The sequence below is a fragment of the Halomonas sp. KM007 genome (assembly GCF_050709225.1).
In the GTDB taxonomy this organism is placed as follows: Bacteria; Pseudomonadota; Gammaproteobacteria; order Pseudomonadales; family Halomonadaceae; genus Vreelandella; species Vreelandella hamiltonii.
Genome location: NZ_CP136131.1, coordinates 830,266 through 855,515, shown reverse-complemented (window position 1 = coordinate 855,515; position 25,250 = coordinate 830,266). Strand labels below are relative to the sequence as shown.

The 25,250-nt window shown below is 58.8% G+C and carries 27 protein-coding genes and 2 pseudogenes; 14 read left to right on the top strand and 15 right to left on the bottom strand.

The genetic code is table 11. The features are described from left to right. Window positions 1-236 precede the first annotated feature (236 nt). Window positions 237-968: an oxygen-insensitive NADPH nitroreductase gene (gene nfsA, locus RVM27_RS03995; protein ID WP_016916478.1), complete on the top strand. Its 732-nt coding sequence runs from the start codon at window positions 237-239 to the stop codon at window positions 966-968. A gap of 10 nt (window positions 969-978) precedes the next feature. After that, a complete protein-coding gene (locus RVM27_RS03990; protein WP_287804445.1) occupies window positions 979-1,623 on the top strand; it encodes a hypothetical protein in 645 nt (214 codons plus the stop codon). Between the two features lie 9 nt (window positions 1,624-1,632). Here RVM27_RS03990 and RVM27_RS03985 read toward each other — a convergent pair whose 3' ends face one another. The 4 genes from RVM27_RS03985 to RVM27_RS03970 all read right to left on the bottom strand — a co-directional run bounded on the left by RVM27_RS03985 (window position 1,633) and on the right by RVM27_RS03970 (window position 7,272). Further along, entirely contained in the window at window positions 1,633-4,485 is a 2,853-nt protein-coding gene (locus RVM27_RS03985; protein ID WP_498957407.1) for a bifunctional diguanylate cyclase/phosphodiesterase, read from the bottom strand. Window positions 4,486-4,509: 24 nt separating this feature from the next. Next, on the bottom strand, window positions 4,510-5,715 hold the full coding sequence (locus tag RVM27_RS03980) for a porin family protein (protein WP_498957406.1): 1,206 nt from the start codon (window positions 5,713-5,715) through the stop codon (window positions 4,510-4,512). Further along, window positions 5,684-6,145, bottom strand: a complete 462-nt coding sequence (locus tag RVM27_RS03975) for a hypothetical protein (RefSeq protein WP_287804459.1) — start codon at window positions 6,143-6,145, stop codon at window positions 5,684-5,686. Before RVM27_RS03975 ends, RVM27_RS03980 begins: the two co-directional genes overlap by 32 nt. Before the next feature lie 194 nt (window positions 6,146-6,339). Then, window positions 6,340-7,272: a glycerophosphodiester phosphodiesterase gene (locus RVM27_RS03970; protein ID WP_498957405.1), complete on the bottom strand. Its 933-nt coding sequence runs from the start codon at window positions 7,270-7,272 to the stop codon at window positions 6,340-6,342. A 192-nt stretch (window positions 7,273-7,464) separates the two neighbouring features. On the opposite strand from RVM27_RS03970, the gene RVM27_RS03965 reads away from it, so the two are divergent. From RVM27_RS03965 to RVM27_RS03955, 3 genes are read left to right on the top strand one after another with little or no spacing between them, the layout of a single operon-like run. Further along, complete coding sequence (locus tag RVM27_RS03965; RefSeq protein WP_096921269.1) at window positions 7,465-9,039, top strand: PQQ-dependent sugar dehydrogenase; 1,575 nt, start codon at window positions 7,465-7,467, stop codon at window positions 9,037-9,039. A 50-nt stretch (window positions 9,040-9,089) separates the two neighbouring features. Then, window positions 9,090-9,779: a VIT1/CCC1 transporter family protein gene (locus RVM27_RS03960; RefSeq protein WP_039175881.1), complete on the top strand. Its 690-nt coding sequence runs from the start codon at window positions 9,090-9,092 to the stop codon at window positions 9,777-9,779. Window positions 9,780-9,814: 35 nt separating this feature from the next. Beyond that, window positions 9,815-10,213 carry a VOC family protein gene (locus RVM27_RS03955; protein ID WP_139526703.1) on the top strand — a complete coding sequence of 133 codons (399 nt, stop codon included), beginning with the start codon at window positions 9,815-9,817 and terminating at the stop codon, window positions 10,211-10,213. On the opposite strand, the gene RVM27_RS03950 is transcribed toward RVM27_RS03955, so the two are convergent. Beyond that, the gene (locus RVM27_RS03950) at window positions 10,210-11,100 is read right to left on the bottom strand and encodes a LysR family transcriptional regulator (protein WP_230835058.1); all 891 of its coding nucleotides are present in this window, start codon (window positions 11,098-11,100) and stop codon (window positions 10,210-10,212) included. The two genes, RVM27_RS03955 and RVM27_RS03950, sit on opposite strands and share 4 nt — an antisense overlap. A 122-nt stretch (window positions 11,101-11,222) precedes the next feature. Between RVM27_RS03950 and trpB the strand changes: the two genes are divergently transcribed. The 4 genes from trpB to RVM27_RS03930 all read left to right on the top strand — a co-directional run bounded on the left by trpB (window position 11,223) and on the right by RVM27_RS03930 (window position 14,719). Continuing rightward, window positions 11,223-12,440: a tryptophan synthase subunit beta gene (gene trpB / locus RVM27_RS03945; RefSeq protein WP_498957748.1), complete on the top strand. Its 1,218-nt coding sequence runs from the start codon at window positions 11,223-11,225 to the stop codon at window positions 12,438-12,440. Window positions 12,441-12,472: 32 nt separating this feature from the next. After that, entirely contained in the window at window positions 12,473-13,321 is an 849-nt protein-coding gene (gene trpA, locus RVM27_RS03940; RefSeq protein ID WP_498957747.1) for a tryptophan synthase subunit alpha, read from the top strand. Between the two features lie 162 nt (window positions 13,322-13,483). Then, window positions 13,484-13,804 (top strand): hypothetical protein, encoded by a 321-nt coding sequence (locus RVM27_RS03935; RefSeq protein WP_193461262.1) that lies wholly within the window; start codon window positions 13,484-13,486, stop codon window positions 13,802-13,804. Window positions 13,805-13,825: 21 nt separating this feature from the next. Next, the gene (locus tag RVM27_RS03930) at window positions 13,826-14,719 is read left to right on the top strand and encodes a dihydrodipicolinate synthase family protein (protein ID WP_193461261.1); all 894 of its coding nucleotides are present in this window, start codon (window positions 13,826-13,828) and stop codon (window positions 14,717-14,719) included. A 26-nt stretch (window positions 14,720-14,745) separates the two neighbouring features. Here the strand turns inward: RVM27_RS03930 and RVM27_RS03925 are convergent. The 3 genes and pseudogenes from RVM27_RS03925 to RVM27_RS03915 form a co-directional block, all read right to left on the bottom strand. Continuing rightward, window positions 14,746-15,713: pseudogene (locus tag RVM27_RS03925) on the bottom strand (zinc-binding metallopeptidase family protein). Between the two features lie 91 nt (window positions 15,714-15,804). Then, complete coding sequence (locus RVM27_RS03920) at window positions 15,805-16,578, bottom strand: SDR family oxidoreductase (protein WP_044628434.1); 774 nt, start codon at window positions 16,576-16,578, stop codon at window positions 15,805-15,807. Continuing rightward, window positions 16,575-16,904 carry a nuclear transport factor 2 family protein gene (locus RVM27_RS03915; protein WP_044628435.1) on the bottom strand — a complete coding sequence of 110 codons (330 nt, stop codon included), beginning with the start codon at window positions 16,902-16,904 and terminating at the stop codon, window positions 16,575-16,577. Before RVM27_RS03915 ends, RVM27_RS03920 begins: the two co-directional genes overlap by 4 nt. Window positions 16,905-16,996: 92 nt before the next feature. Between RVM27_RS03915 and RVM27_RS03910 the strand changes: the two genes are divergently transcribed. Together RVM27_RS03910 and RVM27_RS03905 are read left to right on the top strand one after the other, a co-directional pair. Further along, window positions 16,997-17,371 carry a winged helix-turn-helix transcriptional regulator gene (locus RVM27_RS03910; protein ID WP_044628436.1) on the top strand — a complete coding sequence of 125 codons (375 nt, stop codon included), beginning with the start codon at window positions 16,997-16,999 and terminating at the stop codon, window positions 17,369-17,371. Continuing rightward, complete coding sequence (locus RVM27_RS03905) at window positions 17,355-17,858, top strand: GNAT family N-acetyltransferase (protein WP_228168642.1); 504 nt, start codon at window positions 17,355-17,357, stop codon at window positions 17,856-17,858. Before RVM27_RS03910 ends, RVM27_RS03905 begins: the two co-directional genes overlap by 17 nt. Here the strand turns inward: RVM27_RS03905 and RVM27_RS03900 are convergent. After that, window positions 17,833-17,967: a hypothetical protein gene (locus tag RVM27_RS03900; RefSeq protein WP_152621765.1), complete on the bottom strand. Its 135-nt coding sequence runs from the start codon at window positions 17,965-17,967 to the stop codon at window positions 17,833-17,835. The genes RVM27_RS03905 and RVM27_RS03900 overlap by 26 nt on opposite strands. A gap of 108 nt (window positions 17,968-18,075) precedes the next feature. On the opposite strand from RVM27_RS03900, the gene RVM27_RS03895 reads away from it, so the two are divergent. Together RVM27_RS03895 and RVM27_RS03890 are read left to right on the top strand one after the other, a co-directional pair. Continuing rightward, complete coding sequence (locus tag RVM27_RS03895; RefSeq protein ID WP_044628437.1) at window positions 18,076-18,411, top strand: zinc ribbon domain-containing protein YjdM; 336 nt, start codon at window positions 18,076-18,078, stop codon at window positions 18,409-18,411. A gap of 68 nt (window positions 18,412-18,479) precedes the next feature. Next, entirely contained in the window at window positions 18,480-19,175 is a 696-nt protein-coding gene (locus RVM27_RS03890; protein WP_044628438.1) for a haloacid dehalogenase type II, read from the top strand. 149 nt (window positions 19,176-19,324) lie between these two features. Here RVM27_RS03890 and RVM27_RS03885 read toward each other — a convergent pair whose 3' ends face one another. From RVM27_RS03885 to RVM27_RS03860, 6 genes are all read right to left on the bottom strand, one after another. Beyond that, window positions 19,325-20,185 (bottom strand): LysR family transcriptional regulator, encoded by an 861-nt coding sequence (locus RVM27_RS03885; RefSeq protein ID WP_009287603.1) that lies wholly within the window; start codon window positions 20,183-20,185, stop codon window positions 19,325-19,327. Then, entirely contained in the window at window positions 20,179-21,189 is a 1,011-nt protein-coding gene (locus tag RVM27_RS03880) for a phosphonate dehydrogenase (RefSeq protein WP_133733741.1), read from the bottom strand. The genes RVM27_RS03885 and RVM27_RS03880 overlap by 7 nt, the downstream gene beginning before the upstream one ends. 9 nt (window positions 21,190-21,198) lie before the next feature. Then, window positions 21,199-22,029 carry a PhnE/PtxC family ABC transporter permease gene (gene phnE, locus RVM27_RS03875; protein ID WP_498957404.1) on the bottom strand — a complete coding sequence of 277 codons (831 nt, stop codon included), beginning with the start codon at window positions 22,027-22,029 and terminating at the stop codon, window positions 21,199-21,201. Window positions 22,030-22,038: 9 nt separating this feature from the next. After that, a complete protein-coding gene (phnD, locus tag RVM27_RS03870; RefSeq protein WP_230835055.1) occupies window positions 22,039-22,908 on the bottom strand; it encodes a phosphate/phosphite/phosphonate ABC transporter substrate-binding protein in 870 nt (289 codons plus the stop codon). Continuing rightward, window positions 22,905-23,750, bottom strand: a complete 846-nt coding sequence (phnC, locus tag RVM27_RS03865) for a phosphonate ABC transporter ATP-binding protein (RefSeq protein ID WP_022522626.1) — start codon at window positions 23,748-23,750, stop codon at window positions 22,905-22,907. Before phnC ends, phnD begins: the two co-directional genes overlap by 4 nt. A 264-nt stretch (window positions 23,751-24,014) precedes the next feature. Further along, window positions 24,015-24,404 (bottom strand): ester cyclase, encoded by a 390-nt coding sequence (locus tag RVM27_RS03860; protein ID WP_498957403.1) that lies wholly within the window; start codon window positions 24,402-24,404, stop codon window positions 24,015-24,017. A 99-nt stretch (window positions 24,405-24,503) separates the two neighbouring features. On the opposite strand from RVM27_RS03860, the pseudogene RVM27_RS03855 reads away from it, so the two are divergent. Beyond that, window positions 24,504-24,852, top strand: a pseudogene (locus RVM27_RS03855) (zinc ribbon domain-containing protein YjdM). Window positions 24,853-25,250 lie beyond the last annotated feature (398 nt).

The window sequence follows — 25,250 nt, the reverse complement described above, 5'->3', positions numbered from 1 at the left end:
ATCCTGGCATCGTTATTCAGTGGTGCGATTATTCAGAGTGAAACACTGTATTAGAATAACGCTTTTTACAGTATAGCCATCCGCTGGATAAGCCCCAGTCACACAGCGTATTTCAGTTGTTGATGCGCACTGTCTTGGCCGTTGGTGACATATCCTGACGCTATACTGGTTCCATCACGTTTCACGTAAGCTGGTCATCTTTGTTTGACAATCCATACACCACACCCCGAGGCACCATGAACGACGTTATCAAGCTCTTGCAGTCCCACCGTTCCATTCGTAAATTCACCGACCAGGAGATTCCCCGTGGGCTGCTCCTGGAGCTGATCAAGGCTGGGCAGGCGGCGGCGACCTCCAGCCATGTGCAGGCGTACAGCGTGATTCACGTGAAAGATGCAGCCAACCGAGAGCAACTGGCCGAACTGTCCGGTGGCCAGGGCTATGTGGCCAGCAGTGCGGTATTTCTGGTGTTCTGCGCCGACATGAAGCGTCCTACCGAAGCCTCGGCGCGTACTGGCGCCAACGTAGAGCGCGGCATGACCGAGCAACTGCTGGTGGCCACCGTGGACACGGCGCTGATGGCCCAAAACGTGGCCGTGGCGGCCGAGTCGGAAGGGCTGGGCATCTGCTACATCGGCGGGATTCGCAACAACCCCGAGGCCGTCAGTGAACTGCTCAAACTGCCGCCCCATGTGTACCCGGTATTCGGCATGTGTCTGGGCTACCCGGACCATCAGCCGGAGGTCAAGCCCAGGCTGCCCGTGGAGGCGATTCTGAAAGAGGACTACTACACTGAAGACAGTGATCAGGTCGTGGCCTTCGATGACACCATGCGGGCCTACTACCAATCACGCAGTAGCGGCAATAAAAACAGTGACTGGTCGCACAACCTCACCCCTCTGTTCGACAACAAGCTGCGCCCCCACATGCGTGACTTTCTAGTGAAGCGTGGCTTTACCATGAAATAAGGAGCCCTTCATGTCCCTACAGCGTGCCTACCTTCTCTTCGCTGGGCTTTACAGCCTGCTGCCCGTGATGGGCGTCATTGCCATTCTCTTCGGGGGCGGGACACCGCTGGCGCTGGTGCACCTGTTCTTTGGGGTGTTGGGGGTCGTGGGGCTGTGGGGATACATGCTCAACCGAGGCGTCATGAATCAGCGCATGTGGCGGCCGCTGGCGCTGGTGTTTGCCGTGGGAAGCCTGGTGCAGATGGGCATTCTGCTGAGTACGCCAGTGGCGGGCGTAGAACTGACCTGGATGCTCATCAGCAGCATCTTTGCCCTCATCCTGGCCGTCATGCTCTATCACTACGGCAATCGAGACCAGCCGCTGTGGGCCAGTGAAGAAGAGCGAGTGGCCGCGTCGAAGCTGGCCCAACTGCTGGAGCAGCAGTCCAACGTCACGGCGTATCACCGGGAGCCGGGTCACGAGAACAGTGTCCGCGTCTCCAAAGTAGGCAGTGCCTATCAGGCCAGCGTTACCCGCCGCACCCCCAAAGGTCAGGAGACGTTCGAGCAGCGCTTTCGCCATCCTGAAACGCTGCTGTTCTTTGCCGAAAAGTTCGCGAGCGTCGCGCCACAGGAGTTCACTCGCCAGGAGGCGCCAGGCTCGCAGCCGGCGTGATCACCATCGTTATCCTTGTATGAGCTGCGTTAATGGGATGGGTTTGCCCAAATAGAACCCTTGTCCATAGGTAATGCCGTACTCTTGCAGAATAGGCGTCAACGGTGCCTGATCAACGAATTCAGCGATGGTCTGTTTACCGAACCCCTTGGCAATGTCGGCAATTGCTTTGACGATGGTATGGCTGTCGGGATTGATCAGCAGGCTACGAATGAACGAGCCATCGATCTTGATGTAATCCACCGGCAGTTGGCCAAGATAATGGAAACTGCTGAAGCCGATGCCAAAGTCGTCCAGCGCGGTACGGCAGCCCAGGTCTCTGAACGTTTGCAATACGTTGCGGGCGGTGGAAAAGTCGGTGATGGCTGCCGTTTCCGTGACTTCGAGAATCAGGTGGTGAGGGTCGGCACCGCTGCTGCGCAGCTCGTCGGTGAGGTACTGTTTCAAGCCCAGGTCGTGAAGCGACTGCCCCGACAGGTTCACGGCCAGCGAAACACCGCGCTCCTGCAGCTTGCCCAAGGCTTGCAGACTGTGCCTGATGACCCAGCGGTCCAGAGCGACTACCAGGCCGCTCTGCTCGGCGACCGGAATGAAGTGCTGAGGCGCCACCAGACTGCCATCCGGGTGTCGCATGCGGACCAGCACTTCGTAATGTTTGATATCGTGATCCTTGAGGCGCACGATGGGCTGCACCATCAGCTCGAACTGCTCGTGTTCCAGCGCGTTGTGCAGCTGTTCTACCCAATACACCCGCTCCTGCAGCTCATCCTTGGCATTTTCGGCCTGGGACAGCAGGTACCAATCCTGATTGCTGCTCTCTTTGGCCTTGTACATGGCCATGTCGGCGCTGGCCAGCAGGTCGGCAGAAGTCTGCCCATGGGCCGGGAACAGCGCGATCCCCATGCTGGCAGAGATATGATGTTTCCGGCCTGCGGCCTGGAAGCCAATGCTGCTCAGCAACTGGTTGATATAGTCGGCGACGCTGATGGCTTGCTCGCTGTTCACCCCTTCCAGCAACAGGGCAAACTCATCGCCCCCCAGCCTGGCAATCGTGCCACGCTGCCCGAGATTGATGAACAGCGTTTCGGCAACTTCACGCAGCAGGTGGTCGCCCACATGGTGCCCGCTCAGCTCATTGACCTCCTTGAACTCGTTGAGGTCGAGCAGCACGATGGCGCCTTCGCTCTGACACAGCAGGGCGTGCTGAACCGCGTCCTGGAAATATCGACGGTTGTACAGCTCGGTGAGTGGGTCGTGTTCGGCCAGCCAGGTCAAACGCTCTTCGGCAGCTTTGCGCTCGGTGATGTCCAGACCTACCGAAATGCGTGCTCCCCGCTCCCGATGGCTGCTGGTGAGTGGCGCATGGTACCAGGCCACGGTGGCGTAGCGCTTGTCCTGGGTATGCAGGGTTTTCTCTTCCTGCTGATGGCTGGCGAACTGGCCTGCGGGCTGCGCGTTGCGGTGCTCCGCTCCCCCTGGCAGAGGGTGGGCAGAGCTGTCGAAGATGTCGTAAAAATGGCGGCCTACCAGATCCTGGTCAGCCAACCCCAGGCGGCTGCGGGTATATTCATTGACTCGTTGAATGCGCCCAGTGGCCGTTTGCACGACAATGAACACCTGGGCCGTATCCAGCAGGCTATTGACGAAATCGCGCTCGCTGGCCAACTCCTCGATACGCTCGGCCAGTTGGCCGCTGTGATCATGTACCGACGACTCCAGACGCTCCAACTGGTCGGCCAGGGTGCGCGTGGCATTTTCCAGTATGTCGATCTCATTGGAGCGCCTGGGGGTCGTCATGGGCAGGCGGGTGCGCACGCGCTGAAACTGCCCATCCGACAGCGCCGGTAACAGGGCCGCTACACGGCGCAGCCGCGCCATGGGCCCGAGCAGAATCGCCAGCAGCAGCAATTCCGCCGCCAGCCAGCCCGCCACGCCCAGCGCCAGCAGCGTGTTGGTGGCCCGCTGAATGGCCGTCGTTTGCGTCGTGATGTCTGAAATCAACAGAAAATAGCTGGTGCTGCGCCAATCGGCATCGTCTTCCATGTAAACCGCGCTCAGCTCCAGGTAGCGTCCGGCGTACTCCATGCTGAAAGGCGTGTCTGCCAACTGGTAGATCGGCGTTGCCAACGAGGCCTGCTCCAGCAGCGGCAGGGTAGGTTCTCGGTTGGTGATGGCCACCAGATGACCGTTCCAGCCTGGCAGGTATCGCGATGGGTCGTTGGAGTCACCCTCGACGTGGCCCGTGACCATCAGCGCTACTTCGCTACCCGAGACCTCCTTGGCTTCGCGGGTGACGTCGGCAAGCGAACGAGACAGCATGACCATGCCGATGCTGTCGCCATCCACCAGAATCGGCACCGCCGCATATTGCTGGCAGCTGGTGGTACAGCGCAGCGTCTTGATGGGAATCTCTCGCGCCAGCAGGTCGTCTACCCAACCGCGAATGGGCAGCTCCATATCCGGGGAGCCCATCCCGGACTGCCCACGCTGCTGCCCCTGACGATCGAAGACGAACACGCCATCCACCCCGGCTTCCAACTGCAGCGAAGGCCACTGGGCTGCCAGCACCGTGCGTAGGCCTTCATCATCGTTCTGAGCCAAGGCATTGCCCAGGTCGGGGGCGTTTGCTGTCAAGCCTGCCAACTGGCGCAGGTTATCGGCAGAGCGCTGCATGGCCAGACGGATTTCTCGCTGTTGACGCTCATGATGCCCCTGACGGCTCTGTTCGAGCTGCTGGGTCAGGTGATGATGGCCAAGCCAGATGAACAGGGCCACCAGCACCAGCAGCAGCAAGCTGCTAGGCGCAATGACACGCCAGGCAAGACTCGAGCGACGCTTGACGGGTGGGCTGGACTGATTCATCGAGACAGATCCCGGTGGCAGGGTTTAAAAGCGCAGAGAGAGTTGAAACAGCAGCATGTTCCAATGCTTGCGGGTCAGGCCGGCATCGGGGTTGTCTTGCCGAGGCAGCCAACCGGTGCCATCCACGTAGTGATACTCCCCCGACAGCATGAGCTGGGGCGTGGGTGTCCACTGCACGCCCAGAGTGATGTCATCGGCGAATTGGGAATGCGCAGGACCGAACCCGGCCCGTTCGTAGGCGCGGCCCGAACGGTCCTCGGTATCGTTGACCAGCCGGTCGAAGCGAATCAGGCCGCTCCAGTCGGGAGAGAAGCGCCGCTGGTACTGGACATACCAGCTTTCACCCGTGATATCGAACGTGCGTGGCAGGTTATCGCCGCTCAGGGCCTGCTGGCGCAGCGCGTATTCGGCGGTCACGCTCCAGTACTCCTGGTCGTACTGCAAGGAAGCGATCCACGGTTGAAACTCGAAGTCGGCCGCCTGACCCACGAGCGTGGCATCCAGGTGCACCGAGGCCGTGCTCAATGCCGCTACCCACTGGCCGCTGTGGTCTTCGAAGAGCAGCTGCGCGATGGCCGAGGGCTCGGAGGCTGACACTCGTTGGGCCATGCCGCCAAACAGCTGGTCGGATAGCTCTGAGTCCGTCTGCGGGCGACCCAGGCCGCCTCTCAAGCGCCACGTACCCGCCGCGGTATGCTCCTCGGCATATAGGCTGATACCATCTGCCGCCAGCCCCAGTGCGCGGGTGCGGTCAAAGTAGATGGATTGAGGCAGCAAAATGCTCGGGCGTGTAAAGGCCACGTCCCGGGTCTGGTTGTAGAGTCCAAATGGGTTCTTGAAGCGGCCTGCCTGAACCCCCAGCGTGCGCGCCGGGCTGGACAGCATCTGGTAATCCACCACGCCGTAGTCGAGGGTGGGGGCCGCATCGCTGGTATCGCCTCCCGCACGGCGGCTGAGCAGTTGGCCTGCCACCAGCACCCGGCGGTGTGGGCGAAACGAGGCGTTCAACCCCAGTTCGGTATACTCCAGGCTGCCCTTGTCGCTACTGGGGCCAAAGAAGTCGTTATGGTCGGTGATGACCAGTGCCTGGCTGAGAAACCCGTGCACCTGAAGGGTGTCGGTGGGGGGCTCTTGGGCCATGCCTGCCATGGGCAGCCAGGCCAGCAAACCCGCCAGGGCGCAGCGCTGCCCCAAGCGCTTACTCCATGGAAATGACACGGACGCTTTCATCCAGGTACTCCCGCTCAAGGTAGCCTAGCGCGCCGGGAGTGCGGGCAACTCGCTCGCGCATATCCACTTGGTCGCGTACACGGTGGGGCGCTTGCCCCATGCCAGAAAACACCATCCTGTCCCAGGCGAGCTGCAGCTGATGCGGGTAGACGGCCAGCATCTCCTTGGCAAAGCGGGCATGTACAGGGTCGCGATTGGGTAACACAAAAACCTGCATGGCCTGGCCGCCAGGCCAGGTGCGTTGGCGCATGGCAAACATGGCGCGAAGGGCATCCCGTGGCAGCGCTGAAAGTTCGATGTCCGGGTGAGCCACGAGAACGATCGCCGTGAACGACTCGGTCGGCTCGGCTTCGGCCAGGGCACAGGCGGGCACCAGCCATAGCCAGATCAAGGCCAGCAGCCCATAGGCGCGACAGGGTCTCCGTGGCATCACGTTCAGCAAGGGCACCAGGAACAAGTGCCGTGTGTCATGGGTGTAAGAATGGGAAATCCCCCTGCAACGTACAAACGATGACCTAACAACGCTTCCGTCTCGACCCTGCCGTTCTTGTCATTTTTATATTAGAAAGATAGTACGCTAAAAGCGCGACAGGGTAACGATCGTCAGCACTTGAAAAAGCATGCTTATTCAACGATCAGTGACTGTAGGCGGTCCGGGTAATCCGTAAACAGTCCGTTGACTCCCATGCGCATCAGGCGCTCCATCTCTGGGCGCTCGTTGATGGTGTAAACGTGCACTGGCAGGCCGTTCTGCTGGGCCAGACGAATAAAGTCGGCATCGATCACGTCCTGCCCATCACGCTGGGCGTTGGTGCCGATCCCGACGGCGTATTCGGCGATGCGCTGAAAGTCGCTGGCACGCATCTGGGCGGGCCCGGGCGTGGTGTCGTTCCACTCGACCAAGGGGGAGCCTTCGCCCTCGCCAGGGGAGTACCACAACAGTTGCACCAGCGGGATCTCAGGATTGAGCGCCTGTATTTTCAGCAGGCTTTCCTGAGCAAACGACTGCACCAGTACACGGCCTTCCTGTACAAGGTCGTAGGCCTCCAGGCGCTCTACCAGCGCGGCTTCCAGGCCTGGGTTCAAGTGGGGTGACTTGGTTTCGATATAATAGCGGGTGGTATGCCCGAAGTGATCGAACAGTTCCTCCAGCGTCAGCATGGGTAAACCGACAAAGTCATCCGACGCTTGCGCGGGGTTTGCTTCGTTGAACCAGCTGCCGGTATCCAGCGCCTTCAGTTCGGCCAGTGTGTGCTCATGGATATGCCCTTCACCGTTACTGGTACGTTCCAGCGTGTTGTCATGAAAAATGACCACTTTGCCATCGGCGGTGAGCTGAGCGTCCAGCTCCAGATAGTCCACGCCCCACTCGTGAGCCAGCTCGTAGGCGGGCATCGTGCTTTCGGGAGCGTGACCGCTGGCGCCACGATGCGCGATGACCTGAAAGTTTTCCAAGGCGTTCAACTGCTGGGCCAGCGGCGGCTCGCTGGCGACCCCGGCAGTAGCAACGGTCATGAGTGCCGTCAGTGCGGCAGCAGTACTCGTATAGCGCGGCATGGTGGCTCCGTGGAATAGGTAATATTTATCAAGGACATAACGTCTGTCTATTAAAAACGCACGCACTCCCTGAAGAATCGGACGCACTCCCCGTGGCAGCGTGTTCATTCAGCACTTTCCCAGCACTCTCCACGAACAAGATGGCAATTAAAGGTATGCTGGTAGGAAAATACGCTCAATGTGGAGAACATCATGAGTCAGAAGAAGGGTAGGGGGGCGCTGGCACTTCGTGTGCTGTTTGCGGTGGTCATCGGGGTCGTGTTGGGCAGCGTCGTGCAAACCCAATTGAACCTGAGTGAGTTGCAGGCGTTGGGGGTGGCCATTCCCCTGGGTACACGGCTTTCGACCACGGCACAGGATCTTCTTCACTTTGCGCCCGTTTACGCAGGGCTGTTTCTGGCGGGGTTTCTGATCTCCCAGGCCGTGGCGGGCTGGCTCACTCGGCGGTGGCCTGCCAGCCTTCGACGCCTGGCCTTTGCGCTGGCGGCCGTGGCCGGGCTATGGCTGACTTTCCTGCTGACCAATACGTTTGCGCCCATGCCCACGCTGGTGGCAGCCACCCGCACTGCCGGTGGGCTGGCCGCCATGCTGGCAACGGCCGCCATAGCAGGCTGGCTGCTGGCCATGCTGACGTGTCCCGCGTCGCACAAGCGCCATGGCCGCACGTCTCTGGCCATGGCGCTGGTCGCCTTCGTGCTGCCCGTGACTCAGCCCGCTGCCGAAGCCCAAACGGCCTATCAGATCGACACCCTGGCCGATGCGCTGGAGCACCCTTGGTCGCTGGCATTCTTGCCCGATGGCCGCTTTTTGGTGACCGAGCGCCCAGGACGCCTATTGCTGCTGGATGACCGCGGCCAGACGCTGGCCGACCTCGATGGCGTGCCGGAGGTGTTTGCCTCTGGGCAATCGGGGTTGTTCGATGTGCTGCTTTCTCCCCAGTTCGAGACCAATCAACAGCTCTACCTCAGCTACGCCTGCGGTACGGCCAGTGCCAATCATGCCTGCCTGGCTCGGGCCACCCTGGGCGATATGCGTTTGGAGCAGGTGGAAGAGATTTTTCGGGTTCACCCCGCCAAGCGTGGCGATGCCCACTATGGGGGGCGCCTGGCATGGTTGCCGGATGACACGCTGATCCTCACCCTGGGCGATGGTTTCGATAACCGTGAAGATGCCCAGCGGGTGAACAGCCATATCGGCAGCATCGTGCGCCTGAATGCCGATGGCAGCGTGCCCGACGACAACCCCTTCCTGGCTCAGGCCGATGCACTGCCCGAGCTCTACAGTATTGGCCATCGCAACGTGCAGGGGCTGGTCTACGACGCCCAGCGCCAGCAGCTGTTTGCCCACGAGCATGGCCCGCGAGGCGGAGATGAGCTCAACCTCATCCAACCCGGCAACAACTACGGCTGGCCAATTGCCACCGGCGGGCTGGATTACACCTGGGCCAGAGTCTCGCCGTTTACAGAATACCCCGGCATGCAGCCCCCGGCGCTGGAGTGGACGCCTTCTATCGCCCCTTCGGGCATGGCCGTCTATCGGGGCGAGCTGTTCCCCGAGTGGCAGGGCGACCTGCTGGTGGGGGCATTGGTCAATCGTGAGGTGCGTCGGGTACGCTGGCAGGAAGACGGCAGCGCCGAAGACATAGAGGGGCTGTTTGGTGAGCTGGATGCGCGCATTCGTGACGTGCGAGTAGGCCCCGAGGGCGCAGTCTATTTGCTGACTGACAGTGAGGAAGGGCAACTATTGAAGGTAGTGCCCGCCCAATGAACTAAGCTGAGTAAACGAAGGCGACAACAGCCTCTTCCTCAGGAGACGCCATGATCCACCAAGAGCATCACCGCTCTCACCGCTCTGGCTGGTTAAGAGCTGCTGTACTGGGAGCTAATGATGGCATTGTTTCTACCAGCAGCCTGATTCTTGGAGTGGCCGCAGCGTCTACCGCACAAAGCGATATTTTATTGGCGGGGCTTGCTGGGTTGGTGGCTGGGGCAATGTCGATGGCGGCCGGGGAGTACGTCTCGGTAAGCTCGCAATCCGACACAGAACGTGCCGATTTAGCCATTGAGCGCAACGCGCTGACGCATCATTATGAAGCCGAAAAAGAGGAGCTGGCCTCCATTTATGTCGAGCGAGGTTTAACGCCTGAGCTTGCCAGACAAGTGGCAGAGCAATTGATGCAAAAAGATGCCTTGGGCACCCATGCCCGAGATGAAATCGGCATCACCGTGGTGAGCCAAGCAAAGCCATTGCAAGCAGCGTTTTCTTCGGCGGCGATGTTCACCATTGGCGCGCTAATACCGCTTCTGATGGCGTGGTGGGCTCCCACCCTGTTGCTGATTCCCTTGGTCGCCGTGACCTCTCTAGCGCTGCTGGCGCTGTTAGGTGCACTGGCGGCCAAAGTGGGCGGTGCACCGATACGTGCTGCTGCACTGCGTGTCCTGTTCTGGGGCGCGCTGGCCATGGCGTTGACATCGCTGATTGGCCGATTGTTTGGCGTTATGGCATAACCTGTATATGTCCATCGCTTGTAAGGAGAACGCGCATGCTGGCCTATACCATGGTGGGAACGAAAGACCTCGCGCGTGCTCTGCGGTTCTATACGCCGCTGTTCAATGCCATGGGGCTGGATATTTGTTGGCAAGATGATAGTTGCGTCTCATTCGGTGACCCGGACGATGTCAACGTGCCCCAATACTTCGTAGGCTACCCCTTCGATGGTCACGAGGCCACCGTCGGCAATGGCACCATGACCGCTTTCCAATTCGCCGATATCAAAGAGGTCGATACGCTGCATCACCTCGCCTTGGAAAGCGGCGGAAGCGACGAAGGCGCACCGGGTTTTCGCCCGCAGTATGGCGATGGTTTCTACGCCGCCTATGTGCGCGACCCCGATGGCAACAAGCTGGCGTTCGTGGTGTATCCGCACCGAGTAGGACTCTAACCTTTCAACTCCCTTAGTAACCAATCCACCAGCGCTTCGCTGCGGCGGGCGTTGGTGTGTTTGGGTAGCCATAGGCAAAGTCTGGCCGGGGTTTCGATGCTGCCCCAGGGGGCGACTAGCCGGCCGCTGTTTAGGTCGTCCTCCACCAGTAGCCTAGGGGCGATAGCTACCCCCAAGCCCGCTACGGTGGCTTCCATTAAGTAATAAAGATGCGCGAAACCTTGGCCCTTCTTCAGAGCCGTTTCCAAGGTGCTGCCATTCAACTTTTGAGCGGCTGCCCACTGGGGCCACGCTTGGGGGCGCGAGGCGGTATAAAGGAGCTTATTGGCAAATAGCGTTGCCGGATCAGCGTTTTGGCAAGCGCTGGCCAAGCGGGGGCTGGCGACGGCGCAAATTTCCTCAGGCATCAGCGTGATCAATTCACCCTCTTCAGGCCAGGGCGGTTCGAAAAAGGCCAGCGTGACACTGGTTTCCAGCTGCCCAGGCTGCTCGGCATCGCTCACCACCACCTGAAGTTTTAGCTCCGGCAGCGCTTGGTTCAAGCGGTCTAAACGAGGAATCAGCCAGCGGGCCAGCAGACTGCCGGGGCAGGCCAGGGTAAACGGCGCTTCTTCCACCTCATGCTTGAGCAACGTGCAACCATCCCTCAGTTTTGCAAAGGCTTCGCCCACGCCGCTTTGCAGCCGTTCGCCGTGGTGGGTAAGTACCAACCCGCGCCCGGACTTGGTGAACAGCGCCACGCCAAAATGCTCATCCAGGCTCTTTAGCTGGCGACTTACCGCGCCGTGGGTCACGCTCAGCTCATCGGCAGCAGCGGTCACGCTGCCTAGCCGGGCAGTGGCTTCAAAGGCGCGCAGGGCGCTCAAGGGCGGCAGGCTGTTTTGCATGGGGTCTCCTGAAACAGTTGCGTAAAACTCACAGGTGCTTGCCATCTTATCGATTTTTCTTCCCGCCTGCCTGCGCTAACGTCTTCACAAACCTAAATCGCACCCAAAACGCAGAGGTCATGATGAACCAACCCTTGAGCCTACCCGATGCCAACGGCATGTTTGGCAGCTTTGGTGGCCGCTTTGTGGCCGAAACTCTGATGCCGCTGATTCTCGAGCTGCAGGATGAGTACACCACCGCCAAAAACGACCCCGAATTCCAGCGCCAGCTCGCCTATTTTCAAGGCGACTACGTAGGGCGCCCCAACCCGCTCTATTTTGCCGAGCGCCTCACCGAGCACTTCGGCGGCGCGAGCATTTACTTCAAACGTGAAGAGCTGAACCACACCGGCGCGCACAAGATCAACAACTGCATCGGCCAGGTGTTGTTGGCCAAGCAGATGGGTAAAAAGCGCATCATCGCGGAAACCGGCGCGGGCATGCACGGCGTGGCCACCGCCACCGTCGCCGCGCGCTTTGGTCTGCCCTGCGTGATCTACATGGGCGCCACCGACATCGAGCGTCAGCAGGCCAACGTGTTCCGCATGAAGCTGCTGGGCGCGGAGATCGTGCCGGTCACTTCCGGTACCGGTACGCTAAAAGACGCCATGAACGAAGCGCTGCGCGACTGGGTCACCAACGTCGACGAGACCTTCTACATCATCGGCACCGTAGCGGGCCCCCACCCGTACCCGGCCATGGTGCGCGATTTCCAAGCGGTGATTGGCCACGAAACCCGCGCCCAGATGCTCGAAAAGCAGGGCCGCCTGCCGGATTCGCTGATTGCCTGCGTGGGCGGCGGCTCCAACGCCATGGGCCTTTTCTATCCGTTCATCAACGATGACAGCGTGCACATGGTCGGTGTGGAAGCGGGCGGTAAAGGCGTCAAGAGCGGCCTGCACGCCGCCAGCCTCAACGGCGGCACCCCCGGCGTATTGCACGGTAACCGTACCTACCTGCTGCAAAACGAAGATGGCCAGATTACCGACGCCCACTCCATTTCCGCAGGGCTCGATTACCCCGGCATTGGCCCCGAACACGCCTGGCTGCACGAGCAGGGGCGGGTCGAGTACGTCTCTGCCACCGATGACGAAGCGCTGGAAGCCTTCCAGATCTGCTGCCGCCAGGAGGGCATCATCCCCGCCCTGGAAACCGCCCACGCCCTGGCAGAAGTCGCCAAGCGTGCGCCGACACTGCCCCGCGAGCACCTGATGGTGGTCAACCTCAGCGGACGTGGTGACAAGGACATGAACAGCGTGGCCCAGCATCTGGGTGATCGCTTTGGCATGAAACACTCATGAGCGCGATACAGGAGACTCCCATGCAACCTACCTTGCAACGTACTTCTCGGCTCGACAGCTGCTTTGCCGCGCTCAAACAGCAAAACCGCCCAGCGCTGGTCAGCTACCTCACTGCCGGCGACCCGGACCCCGAGACCTCCCGCCGCTTGCTGCACGGGCTGCCGGAGGCCGGTGTGGATATCATCGAACTCGGCATGCCGTTCAGCGACCCCATGGCCGATGGCCCCGCCATTCAAAAGGCTGCCCTGCGCGCCCTGGAAAAGGGCCAGACCCAGGCCAAAACGCTGGCAATGGTGCGCCAGTTCCGTGAGCAGAACAGCACCACGCCCATCGTGCTGATGGGCTACTACAACCCGATTTACTGCTACGGCGTCGAGCGTTTTCTCAGTGACGCCGCCCAGGCAGGGGTTGACGGGCTGATCGTGGTGGACCTGCCCCCCGAGCACGACGAAGAGCTATGCCAGCCCGCCGCCAAGCACGGCATCGATTTCATTCGTCTGGCCACGCCCACCACCGATGCCAAGCGGCTACCCAAGGTGCTGGCCAACGCTTCCGGGTTCATCTACTACGTTTCCGTGGCGGGTGTGACGGGCGGCAGTGCCCCCACACCCGAGCGTCTGGAAAGCGCCGTGCACCAGCTGCGCGAACACACGCCGCTACCCATTGCCGTGGGCTTCGGCATTCGCACCGCCGAACAGGCCGCCACCATTGGCCGCTTCAGCGACGCCGTGGTAGTGGGTTCTGCACTGGTAGATTGCATCGAACATGCCAGCCGCGGCGATGACGCCGTGGCGCGGGTGCATGGGCTCGTCAAAGAGCTGGCGGAGAGTGTGAGAGGCTGCCGAGAAGCCCAGCAGGAACATGCCAGTTTGCCAGCCTGAAGGAAGTGGGAAAGCGCTATCAAAAACACAGAGCGGGCCATCATGGCCCGCTCTGTGTTTTACTGAATCCACCAAGCCCAACTTGCCGTTGTTTCTAGAAAACAGGCCTCATCCACGTTTGACGGCGGGATAACGTCACGTGTACTCAAACAGAGGAAAACCATGGGCAAGCTCTTTTCATTGCTGGTACTGCTGGGGTTGGGCTACGCAGGCATCTATTTCTACTACGGCGTGGTGATCGAGAAGGAAGTCGAGCAGCAGTTAGAAGCCCGTGGGCTGTCATCGGTGAGCGTGGATAACGTCGAGTACGATTGGCTGGCCCCGGTGAGCGACAGCGCCAATATTGCCGTGACGCTTAGCTACCGTGGCTCCCAGGCAGCAGTCAATGTGCAATTACAAGGCCACCCGCTGTTCTCTGATGACGTCACGTTACAGCTCGATAGCCTGCAAGCGCTGCGCTTGGGCCTTAGTTTCGGTCAATAAGATTTCTGAAAGGACACCCCCATGTTTACCGGTCTGAGTGCGTTTCCGCTGACTCCCATGAACGAGCAGGGCATCCACGAGCAGGAATTCATCCGGCTAGTGAGCCGTTTGGCGCAAGCGCAGTTGGATTCCATCGGCGTGCTGGGCTCCACTGGAAGCTACGCCTATTTGAGTGTGGAAGAGCGGGCTCGGGTGGCCAAGCTGGGCGTGGAAAACGCCGCTGGGGTGCCCGTGGTGGTGGGCATTGGCGCGCTGCGCACTCGCGATGTGCTGGCCAATGCCGAACATGCCCAGCAGGCCGGGGCGAGCGGGCTACTGTTAGCGCCTGTTTCTTATCAAAAGCTGACCGATGACGATGTGTTCAACCTGTTCAGCACCATCAGCCGCGCTATCAGCGTACCGCTGTGCGTGTACGACAACCCTGGCACCACGCATTTTACGTTCAGCGACGAACTGCACGGGCGCATTGCCGAGCTGCCCCAGGTGCGCTCGATCAAAATTCCGCCGGTGCCCAACCATCTAGACGAGGCCAACGCTCGTGTGGCGCGGCTGCGGGCGCTGATTCCTCATGATGTGACCATCGGGATCAGCGGCGACCCCGCCGCCGCCACGGGCCTGCTGGCAGGCTGCGAGGCGTGGTACTCGGTGATCGGCGGGCTCTACCCAGAACTCGCGCTGGCGCTCACCTGCGCCGCCCAAGCGGGCAACGCCGAAGAAATCCAAGCCTCTTCCGACGCCTTGGCCCCGCTATGGGCGCTGTATCACGACTATGGTGGCAGCCTGCGGGTGGTGGCGACCATGGCCGAACTCACTGGCCGCGTGAGCGCCCCCTGCCTGCCTCAGCCGCTGAACACCCTGCAAGGGGAGGCCCGCCAGCAGGTGGCAGCGGTGATCGAGGCGTTGGGGCTTCACTAGATCGCATCGAGCGAAGCGCACGTGGTTTACAGCCCTTGTGCCCCACGCCGCAGCCAGTCGTGAACGAATGCCAGCTTGCGCAGGGCCACATCTGAGAGCACGAAAGGATAGAGATCCGACAGGCCCATCGAGCGATTCACGTGGTTCACGCCCGCTACCAAAGAGGCCGCAATATGTATCAGCCGCTCGGCGTCCGGCTCTGCGTAGGCATCCCAGTTGTGGTCGTCCGGTAGCGCGGGCGAGGTCATGCCCGACGATACGAAGCTGTCGGTGATATCCGTCAGGTGCAGCAGGTGCGAGGCGGTTTCTGCCCAATCCTCGTGGGGGTGGGAAGAGGCATAGGTGGAAAGAAAGCGCGTTTGCCAATCCGCCGGCGGGCCGTTTTGGTAGTGGCGCTGCAGCGCCGCCGGGTAGTCTTCCCGCTCATCGCCAAACGTCTCGCGGAAGGCCGTCAGAAAATCCTCTCGCAGGCTAAGCCGCCACCACAGCATATGGGCGATTTCATGGCGCATATGGCCAATCATGGTGCGGTAGGGTTCATCCAGCGCCTCTTTACGGGTGGTGCGCAGCACGGCATCCGCTTCCGCCACGCTAATCGTCACCACGCCCCCCACGTGTCCCATGGGTACCGGCGTACCGCCTTCTGCCAACATATGAAACACCGGCGGCGCGCCCGGGTCTTCCGGGCGAAACCAGTGCCAGCGGCCAGATTATCGATGACCCAGCGCTTGGCCGCCTCGGTGTGCGCCCAATGGGGTATCGCATCGGAAATGGAAGGGTCTGGCGCCAGGGCGGTCATCGCGCAGGCGCGACAGAACTCGCCCTGCTTCGGGGCAATCCAGTTACAGCCAATCACCTCGCGGTTGGCGCAGAAGGGCGGCATGGGAATGAACGCCCGCGCCTGGGGGTCGTAGGCCACCGGCACACCATCCGCCGTGACCAAATTATCGAACCAGAGTGAACCGGCACCGACCGGATTAGAAAACACGCGCATAGGCCGGGTATCTTAAGAGAAACGAAGCTTCAGTCTAGGGGCCGTCGCCCGCCGACGCCAACGGCAATTGAGATACCCGCCGACTCAAGCGCTACACCACCGGTACCGTGCCTCCATCTATCACGAACTCCGTGCCCGTAATCGAGCCCGCCAGCGGCGAGGCCACGAACGCAATCAGGTTCGCCACTTCCGCCGGGGTAGAGGGCCTGCCCAGCGGAATGCCGCCCAGCGCGCCCATGATGATCTGCTTGCCCCCCTCGTAATCGGTGCCTGCCTGCTCGGCCAGCCGCTCTGCCAAGGCAACGGCAGCCTCCGTCTCGATCCAACCCGGCGAGACGCGCACCACTCGAACGCCTTGCGGCGACACCTCCTTCGACAAACTCTTGCTGTAAGTCGAGAGCGCCGCCTTGGCCGCCGCGTAGGCGGTGGTGGATTCCGGCAAAGGCAGCTCCCGCTGAATAGAAGTCACGTGAACGATCACCCCTTCACCCTGGGCCAGCATGCCCGGCAGCAGGGCGCGGTCTAGCCGCACGGCGGGGAACAGGTTCAGGTTCAGCTCCTGCTGCGACTCGTCTTCACCCAGGGCCGCAAAGCCGCCCGCCGGGGCGGATGAGCCGCCCACCACATGCACGATGATATCCACACCGCCCATGCGCGCCTTCACGGCTTCTGCCACTGTCGCGCAGCCTTCGGCCGTGGTGAGATCGGCGGCGACGAACAGTTCTTCAGGTAGGGCAGCGGGGCGGTTTCGGGCGGTGGTGAGCACCTGCGCGCCCTCTTCACGAAACAGCGCCACCACAGCCGCGCCCGCGCCTTTACCACCGCCTGTAATCAATACGCGACGGCCACTAAGCTGCAGGTTCATGGGGTAATCTCCAGGCTGTGGATGCGCTCATCGACCAATTCGATATGGTGAAACAGCTGCACCGGGCTACCGGGAAAATTGCCGGTCACGGTGGTGGTAATCACCATCTTGTCGCCATCACGAGAGACATCGGTGGGCGCCACGTGGTACTCAAACTGGCGGCGGGTGTCGCGTAACCAGGCACGAATGGCGGCAATGCCCTGGTGGGTTTGCCCTTCATCCAGCACGCGGGCATCGGCGGTAAAGCACTCCGCCAGCGGGGCATCATCCGCGCCGTTGCTAATGGCGATATAGGTGGCAATGGGAGTAGAGAGTGACACGCTCATGGTAGGCCTTCCTCATCGTGGTTGCTGTACGAGGATCTTCTGCTTAGGCTTACCGATTATCAAGAACGCACAAAAAGGTAAGTGGCTTACCCATGAGAAGGATTTACACGCCCACTAGCGCGGCCAGCGGAGTGGAAGATGTATTAAAAATGCTGGAAGGGCGCTGGAAGCTGATTATTCTCTTCCACCTCTTTGACGGTAACGTGCAACGCTACTCCGATTTTGAAAAGCTGATCCCCGGCATCTCGCAAAAAATGCTCGCCCAGCAGCTACGGCAACTGGAAGCCGATGGCATCGTGGCGCGCAAGGTGTACCCGCAAGTGCCGCCCAAAGTGGAGTACCGCCTAACCGAGTGGGGCCAAGCGCTCTGCCCCGCGCTGGATGCGCTGCTGAAATGGGCCGAGCAGAAGGATCACTTCAACCACCTTGCCGAGCAGAACGAACAAGACGATGTCGCCACCCAATGAGAACCGCCTGATGCGCTACCGCACCATGACGATCAACGACTACGAAGCCGCCATTGCCCTGTGGAGCGAAAGCCAAGGCGTGCGGCTACGCGATGCCGATTCACGGGAAGGCATCGAGAAGTACCTACTGCGCAATCCCGGCCTCAGTTTTGTGGCCGAATTAGAAGGCGAAGGAGAGAGCAAAGAGGGAGATAGAAACCAAGAGAGAGCAGGAGAGCTGGTGGGTACCATCATGGCGGGCCACGATGGCAAGCGCGGCTATGTGCAGCACTTATCGGTATCACATACCCACCGCCGATTAGGCATTGCCACACAGCTGGTTAGCCTCTGCCTGGAAGCATTGAAGAACGAAGGTATTTTGAAATCACACCTGATGATTCTTCCTGAGAACGAAGCCGCCCAGCGGTTTTGGGCAAGCCAAGGCTGGGCCTACCGATCTGATATTTTGCTTTATTCGTTTGTTAACGGGGATAACCACAACGTTTAACTGAGCTGAGCCTCAATCGCAGCCTGCACGCGACATGGGGTGAATCAATCGCCAAAAGCTCAATATTGAAGTGAAGGTCCGGTATCTGCTCATAATTGGCTTCAAGCATAGCGCGATAACCCTCAAGCCCTAGACTGGTTGGCGTGCGGGCATTCGCCAAGGGTAAGCAGGCTCAGTATCATACGCAGTCTAAACCAAGCCAAAGAAGTTATCGTTTATGTCATGCCCACCGTGCCCCCATTGCCAATCCGAATTCGTCTATCAAGATCAAAGCCTATTCATCTGCCCCGAATGCGCCCACGAATGGAACCCTGCTGAGGTTCAGGCGGAAGACACCGTCACGGTAAAAGATGCCCACGGCACGCTGTTAGCGGAAGGCGACAAGGTCACGATGATCAAAGACCTCAAGGTCAAAGGCAGCTCACTGGTACTCAAGGTGGGCACCAAAGCCGTGATCAAGAGATTAATGGACAGCAAGGATCACCAACTAGACTGTAAGGTAGATGGCGTCGGCGACATGATGGTGACCGCCCACTTTGTGAAAAAAGCCTAAACCAGCCCAGGATGCTTCTTGCCACCTCACGACGCCGTCAGCAATAACCATCCAACAAGGAGATACGAATGAAAGCCATCGTGTTTGACGTATTTGGCACTATTGTTGATTGGCGATCCAGCTTGATTCATCAGTTCAGGGGACTTGAGAAAGAACTGGGGATCGATCTACTCAGTGAAGAACTGGCTGACCAATGGCGGCAGCTTTATGCGCCTTCCATGGACAGGGTGCGCAGAGGGGAAATCCCCTGGACGGTACTCGATGAGCTGCATCGAGAAAGCTTGGTCAAACTATTCGATCAACAAGGCATAGCGCTAGACGAAGCGACCATTGATCGCGTCAATCACTTTTGGCACCAATTAGACCCCTGGCCGGATGTACCGCTAGGCCTACAGCGCTTGAAAGAGCACGGCATCATCGCCACGCTAACCAACGGTAATGTCTCATTAATGGTCGATGTTGCCCGTCACGCCAAGCTACCGTGGGATATGATTTTTTGCGCCGAGTTATTCGAGCACTACAAGCCTGACCCAGAGGTTTATTTAGGGGCTTGCCGCTTGCTACGCCTGCCGCCGGAAGAGGTAATGCTGTGCGCCGCGCATAATGCTGACCTGCGTGCTGCCCGCGCAGTGGGCATGAAAACGGCGTTTATCCCCCGGCGCACCGAGTATGGGCCCCACCAGAGCAAAGATTTAGAAGCTGAAGAAGCGTGGGATTTTGTGGCTGAAGATCTCGTCGCGTTGAGCGAGCATCTAAGACAGTGAGCCAACAACACGCACCTTAAGCGCACGGCGGCGTTGGTTCGAAAGCGGGTTGGAAAGGGCACGCGGGGGCCGTTTAAAGGCGACACACTCTAAAAGTGTATTCTTCTAGCATCCCGCGTGCACCGCAGTCATCACTAGTCCCTCCCTTCTCACTGACAGATATGACTAACGAAAGTGGAGACTGGTGGTTGCCGTGCAAGCGTCTCCGGGCAGATGACGCTCAGGTTCTTGGCCAGCCCGGCATCACTGACCGGGATAGCACACAAAGTGCCCGCTCGGATCTCCGCTTCGACGCAAGCCGCCAGCACCAGTGATACGCCCAGGCCTGCTTTGACAGCCTGTTTAACCGCTTCGGTACTGCCCAGTTGCATTGAAACCTTCGGGAACGGCCCTCTTTCGCCGAAGAAACTCGCCAGCAACCGGCCCGTACCTGTTCCGGGTTCACCGCCCAGCAGGCTCATTCCTGCGAGGGTTTTCCGGTCTATTTCATGCCATTCCGCACAGGGGTGATCGGGTGAAGTAATTAACACCACGGGCTCCTGTCGCCAATCCATTGCCTGGAAGCCAGATTTCGGGTGCCACCACTCCATCACCGCTATATCCAGCTCGCCGCTAGTCAGTTGTCTAGCAATGTTAGGATTGTTATCAATCACAAGATCCAGCTCAGGTACCGCCGGAATGTTCTTGAACGTGCTCACGTAGGGCTGGAGCATGTAAATACCGATGTTGGAACTTGCCCCTACGCGTAAACGCGTACCGCTAACGACTTCTCGAGCACGCTCGTCCAGTTGCAACATACTAAGCGCAAGCGGCATAAGCGCCAGGGCTGCTTTGGTGGGCTCGCAACCCGTTTTACTGCGGCGTATCAACAGGGCACCTAGCTGTTCTTCGAGCTTTTGAATGTGCTGTGAAAGCGTGGGTTGTGCGATACCGAGAGCTTGGGCGGCGGCCTGAAAACGTCGATGCTGAACCAGTGTGGTAAAACTTTTCAGCCAGACCAAGTTCAGCATGGAGTTGTCTCAGTGATAGTGGGCGAATTAGCCGCATCCTGAGGGCGTTCTCCTTGTAACGCTTGCAGAATATTGTCGGCAGCACGCTGTTCAATCATCAGCCGCACATCCTCGACGGCAGAGCCAATGTGTGCCGTGAATAGTGTGTTGGGATGTGCTCGCAAAGTGGGGCAAATCTCTTGCGGACGATCCTCTCGAGCCCAATCTTCCATTTCAAAAACATCCGCTGCGTAGCCGCCCAACTGCCCTGACTCCAATGCTTCCAAAACGGCAGCTTCCTGCACTACAGAACCCCTGCATGGGTTGATCAAAAAGGCGCCTGGTTTCATCAGGGCCAAGCGCGCAGCGTTCATGGTATGCAGCGTTTGTTTATTGAGCGGCAGGGCCAAAATGACAATGTCGGCTTGCCCGAGCAGCTCTTCAAGCGACTTGCGCGCCACGCCGAGCGTTTCCTCCTCCGCAGCGGGCAAGGCGTCTGGCTGAGAATACAGTAAGGTGGCCCCCCAGCCTTTGAACCGCGTTGCCACAGCCTTGCCGATGGGGCCCATGCCGACGATACCCACAGTAGCGTCTGCAATACCAAGCCCATAGAACGTTGGCTGCCACCCCCTGAACTGGCCAGAACGAACGTACTCGTCGGCCGCCCGAACATGTCGGATTAGGCTAATGGTTAGCCCTATGGTGAGCTCAGCCGTTGGCACTGTCAGCAAATCCGGTACGAAGGTCAGCCAAACGCCATGACGTGTACAGGCCTCTACATCGAAATTATCGTATCCCTTCAAAGCGGCGCCAATGACTTTCAGCTTGGGGCAGCCAGCTAGAAATTCCTCGCTGACCTGGTCCGGCATAAACACCATCATGCCATCTGCGGTTGCCGCGCGGGCCTTTACCTCGGCGGCGGGCAAGGTAGTGTCTGACTGGTTGGTGATTAATTCACAGCTCTGTTCCAGCCTTTCCAGCACACTGTTATGTACCCGGTGGGTAATGAAAACCCTTGGTTTCATTTGATTTCCTTACTTGAATTTCTTACGAAGATGGCCGCTAAGGCTATCCACCATTGTCACCATAACGAGTATGACAATCAGGATGGCGCTGACTTCCTGGTACTGCATGATGCGTAAAGAGCCCATTAGCTCGAAGCCGATCCCGCCGGCCCCCACCATGCCCATCACCGTCGAGGCGCGAAAATTGTATTCCCAGCGATAGATGGAGACATCGGCAAACTGAGGAAGAACCTGCGGCAGCACCGCGTGCCAGTGAACCTGTAAGCGAGTCGCGCCAGCGGCATTGGCGGCTTCCACTGGGTCTGGGTCGACATGCTCAATCGCTTCGGCAAAGAATTTACCCACCATCCCAATGGAATGAAGGCCGAGCGCTAGCACGCCCGGCAAGGCGCCAAAACCCACTGCAGCAACGAAGATAATGCCCATAATCAACTCGGGCACCGAACGCAGAGCGTTCAACAGCGTGCGGGTTACGTGGAATACCACGGGGTGGGGCGAGGTATTGCGAGCGGCCAGGAATGCCAGGGGTACCGAAGCGGTGACCGCTATCGCCGTACCGGCAATGCTCATGGCGAGGGTATCGACCAGCGGCGCTATCCAATCCATGGCGTTGGTGAAGTCGGGCGGTAGTGATTCTCCCAGTAGGGTAGCGATGGCAGGCACCCCGTTAGCCAGGGTGCGAAAATCCAGCAGATCCACATACCAACTTGCCAGGAGAACCACTGCCAGGACCAAGCCCGCCTGGAAGAGCTTGCTCCGCCAACCGCGCGCGTGTTCGTCCAGCACGGCGTCAGGAGAAAGCGATGAAAGGGGGGATGGCGCTGTTTTGGACTGATTCATCATGCCCCCTTACATCTCAGCGAAATCAAGATTGAGCAGACTACCCATTTCCCGGATCACATCGTAATCGGCGTCCGTGATAACTGCGAAACCTTCGGCTTTTAGGTTGTCCAGAATCTCTTCATCATCGATGCTAATAAAGGCATCTTGGATCTGCTGCTTGAGTTCAGGGTCCAGGTTGGAGCGCATCGCCCAGGGATACTGAGGAAACTCCCCGCTGTGGCCCAACACCCTAACCTGGTTGCGATCAATCAGGCCGCGATCCATTACGTGCTCAAAGATCACTTCCGATAGCCCGCCAGCATCCGCATTACCATTGGCCACGTTCACCGCCACGGCATCATGGGTGCCAACGAAGTGGGCTTCATAGTCCTCGCCTGCTTCCAGCCCCGCCGATTCAAGCAGCACGGTTTTGGGAATCAAGTGGCTTGATGTGGAGGCACGGTCGCCATAGGCCATCTTCATGCCTTCGATATCCGCATAGGACTCAATGCCGGAATCCACATTGGCAATGATGATGGAGCGGTAGGTGGGCTTGCCATCTACAATCATGGCGGCAAAGGGTTCGATCTCGCTTTTGCTTCTTGCCATGACATAGGAGAGCGGGCCGAAGTAGGCGAGGTCGATGCGACCAAAGCGCATGGCTTCGATCATGGAGGAGTAATCCGTGGTGACGATTAGCTCAATTTCTTTGCCAAGGGTACTTTCAAGATACTCTTTAAAGGGCTCGTTGCGTTTGATCAGCTCAGAAGCATTTTCATCGGGGAGTAGCGCGACTTTTAACAGATCCGGATTTGGATCAGGGTCCGCCGCCAAGGCCGGCATGGCGATTCCAAACATAAGACAGATGGCAAAGAAAAAGCTGAATAGCGGTTTCATTGGGCAATCTCCAGTTTTATCGGGGAGGGAGTGGTGGTTTGAGGGTTGGGTTCGGTGGTCTCAGCGGCGTCGGTCACAGCTCCGCGCGTGCCGTGGTAGATCTCGTTCAGGTGGCGTTGCTGTAACTGTGAGGGGGCCGCATCGAAAACGATTTGGGCATTCGCTAACCCGATAATGCGGTCAGCAAACCGCTGGGCATACTCCAGCTGGTGCAGTGAAATAATGGCGGTAATACCATCCTCACGGCATATATCCCGCAGTAACGTGAGCACTCGCTCAGAGGTTGCCGGGTCAAGGCTGGCCACTGGCTCGTCCGCCAATATCATGGCGGGCTGCTGCGCCAAGGCACGCGCAATGCCCACCCGCTGTTGCTGCCCGCCGGAGAGTTGATCGACCCGGGTAAGCGCTTTCTCGGCCATGCCTACGCGGTCCAGGCAGTGCAGAGCAAGCGCCTGTTCCTGCCTGGGTAGCGGAAACAAACTGCGCCAGGTGCTGTGGTAAGCAAGCCGACCGGTCAGCACATTCTGGAGCGCCGTATGGCGTTCAATGAGCTGATGGTGCTGGAAAACCATGGCGGTTTTGCACCGATGGCGGCGTACCGTAGACCGGGTTTCGAGCGCACCTAGCTCGGCCGAGATCACTTTGCCAGTGCTGGGCCGCACCAAGTGGTTGAGAGAACGCAGTAACGTCGATTTACCCGCACCGGAAAGGCCGAGTAGTACCGTAAACTCCCCTTTGTGGAAATCGACGGTGGTGGGGCGGAGTGCGAGGACATTCCCAGGATATGTCACCCCCATTTTCTCGATGCGGAGCATTAAGTCAGAGGATTGAATAGGCTCCATTGGATCACCTTCTGCAATGTATGAGCTCACTTGATTGTGACTCACAATGCAACGGTAGCCCGCCTAAGTGACAAAGCTGTGTCGTTCAGGTGATAAGTTAATGACACTCCAGAAAGAGCAGGTAGTCAGTCAAACGGCTCCGATAGCGCTTCCTCCGATAGCGCTTCAATAGACCAACATCGGCACAAAATAAGGCCCACCAGGGCTGGGCCTACCGATCCGCTATTCTGCTCTATTCGTACGTGATGGGGATAACCGCAACGTTTAACCTAGCTGAGTCTCAATCGCGGTTTTATCAATCACCGACCAGACCTCTCTAATCTTGCCATCGCTAAACAGGTAGAACGCGTTTTCGCAAAACGTCACGTTTTTGCCATCCACCGCAAGGCCAAGGAAGCTTCCTTTGGGTGTGACATCGAATCGCAGCCTGCACGCGATATGCGGTGGATCAACGGCCAGCAGCTCAATGTTAAAGTGCAGATCCGGTATCTGCTCGTAGTCGGCTTCTAGCATGGCGCGATAGCCATTAACGCCTAGGTAGCTGCCGTTGTGGTGGGCATCGTTATGCACGAACTGGCCAAGCTTCATCCAGTCTTGATTATTGAGGCAGGTGATGTAATCACGGTAGGTCGCTTCAAGGTCACGTTTGTTCATCCTGATGCTCCTTTCTTGGGCGGGCGTGAAGGCATTAGCCACGGTGCCAATGGCTCAGTATCATTATCAGCCTAAACCAAACCACAGAAGTCATCACTCATGCCGTGCCCACCTTGCCTCAACTAGCCAATCCGAATTCGTCTATCAGGATTAATGCCTGTTCCTCTGCCCCGAATACGCCCACGAATGGAACCCCACTGAGTCCATGGCGGAAGACACCGTGTCGATAAAAGATGCTCACGACACGCTGTTAGCGGAAGGCGATAAGGTAACAATGATCAAAGACCTCAAGGTCAAAGGCAGCTCACTGGTACTCAAGGTGGGCACCAAGGCCGTTATCAAGCAGATCACGGACAGCAAGGATCACCAACTGGACTGCAAAGTCTACGTCGTCGGCGACATGATGGTGACGGCCCATTTTGTGAAGAAGGCCTGCAGGAGCCAGTAGGCATCAGTAGCATTTGTTGGGATAGTGGCAGTTATAGGTATTAAGTATTTAAGCCGTGAGTTGGATTCCTGGGCCCAGGCTCAAGCAGATAGCGGAGGCAATCAAAAATATTTAAAAGGACACGCGATGTATTTGCAGAAAATGGCATAAACCGCAACATTCACGGTAACCCAAGGTAACCTATAAAAGTATTTTCTACGTACCTAAAAAAGGTAGTCACCATGTCAGCCACGATGAGCAAAGATGACGCGCACAAGCTAATTGAGCAACATTCCTGTGAATGCCACCTGGGAAGACCTTATGCATGAGATCTACATCCGGGAGACCATCGAAAAGGGCATGGCAAATAGCCAAGCGGGTAACATTACGAGTGTGGCGGATATTCGCAAGAAATACGG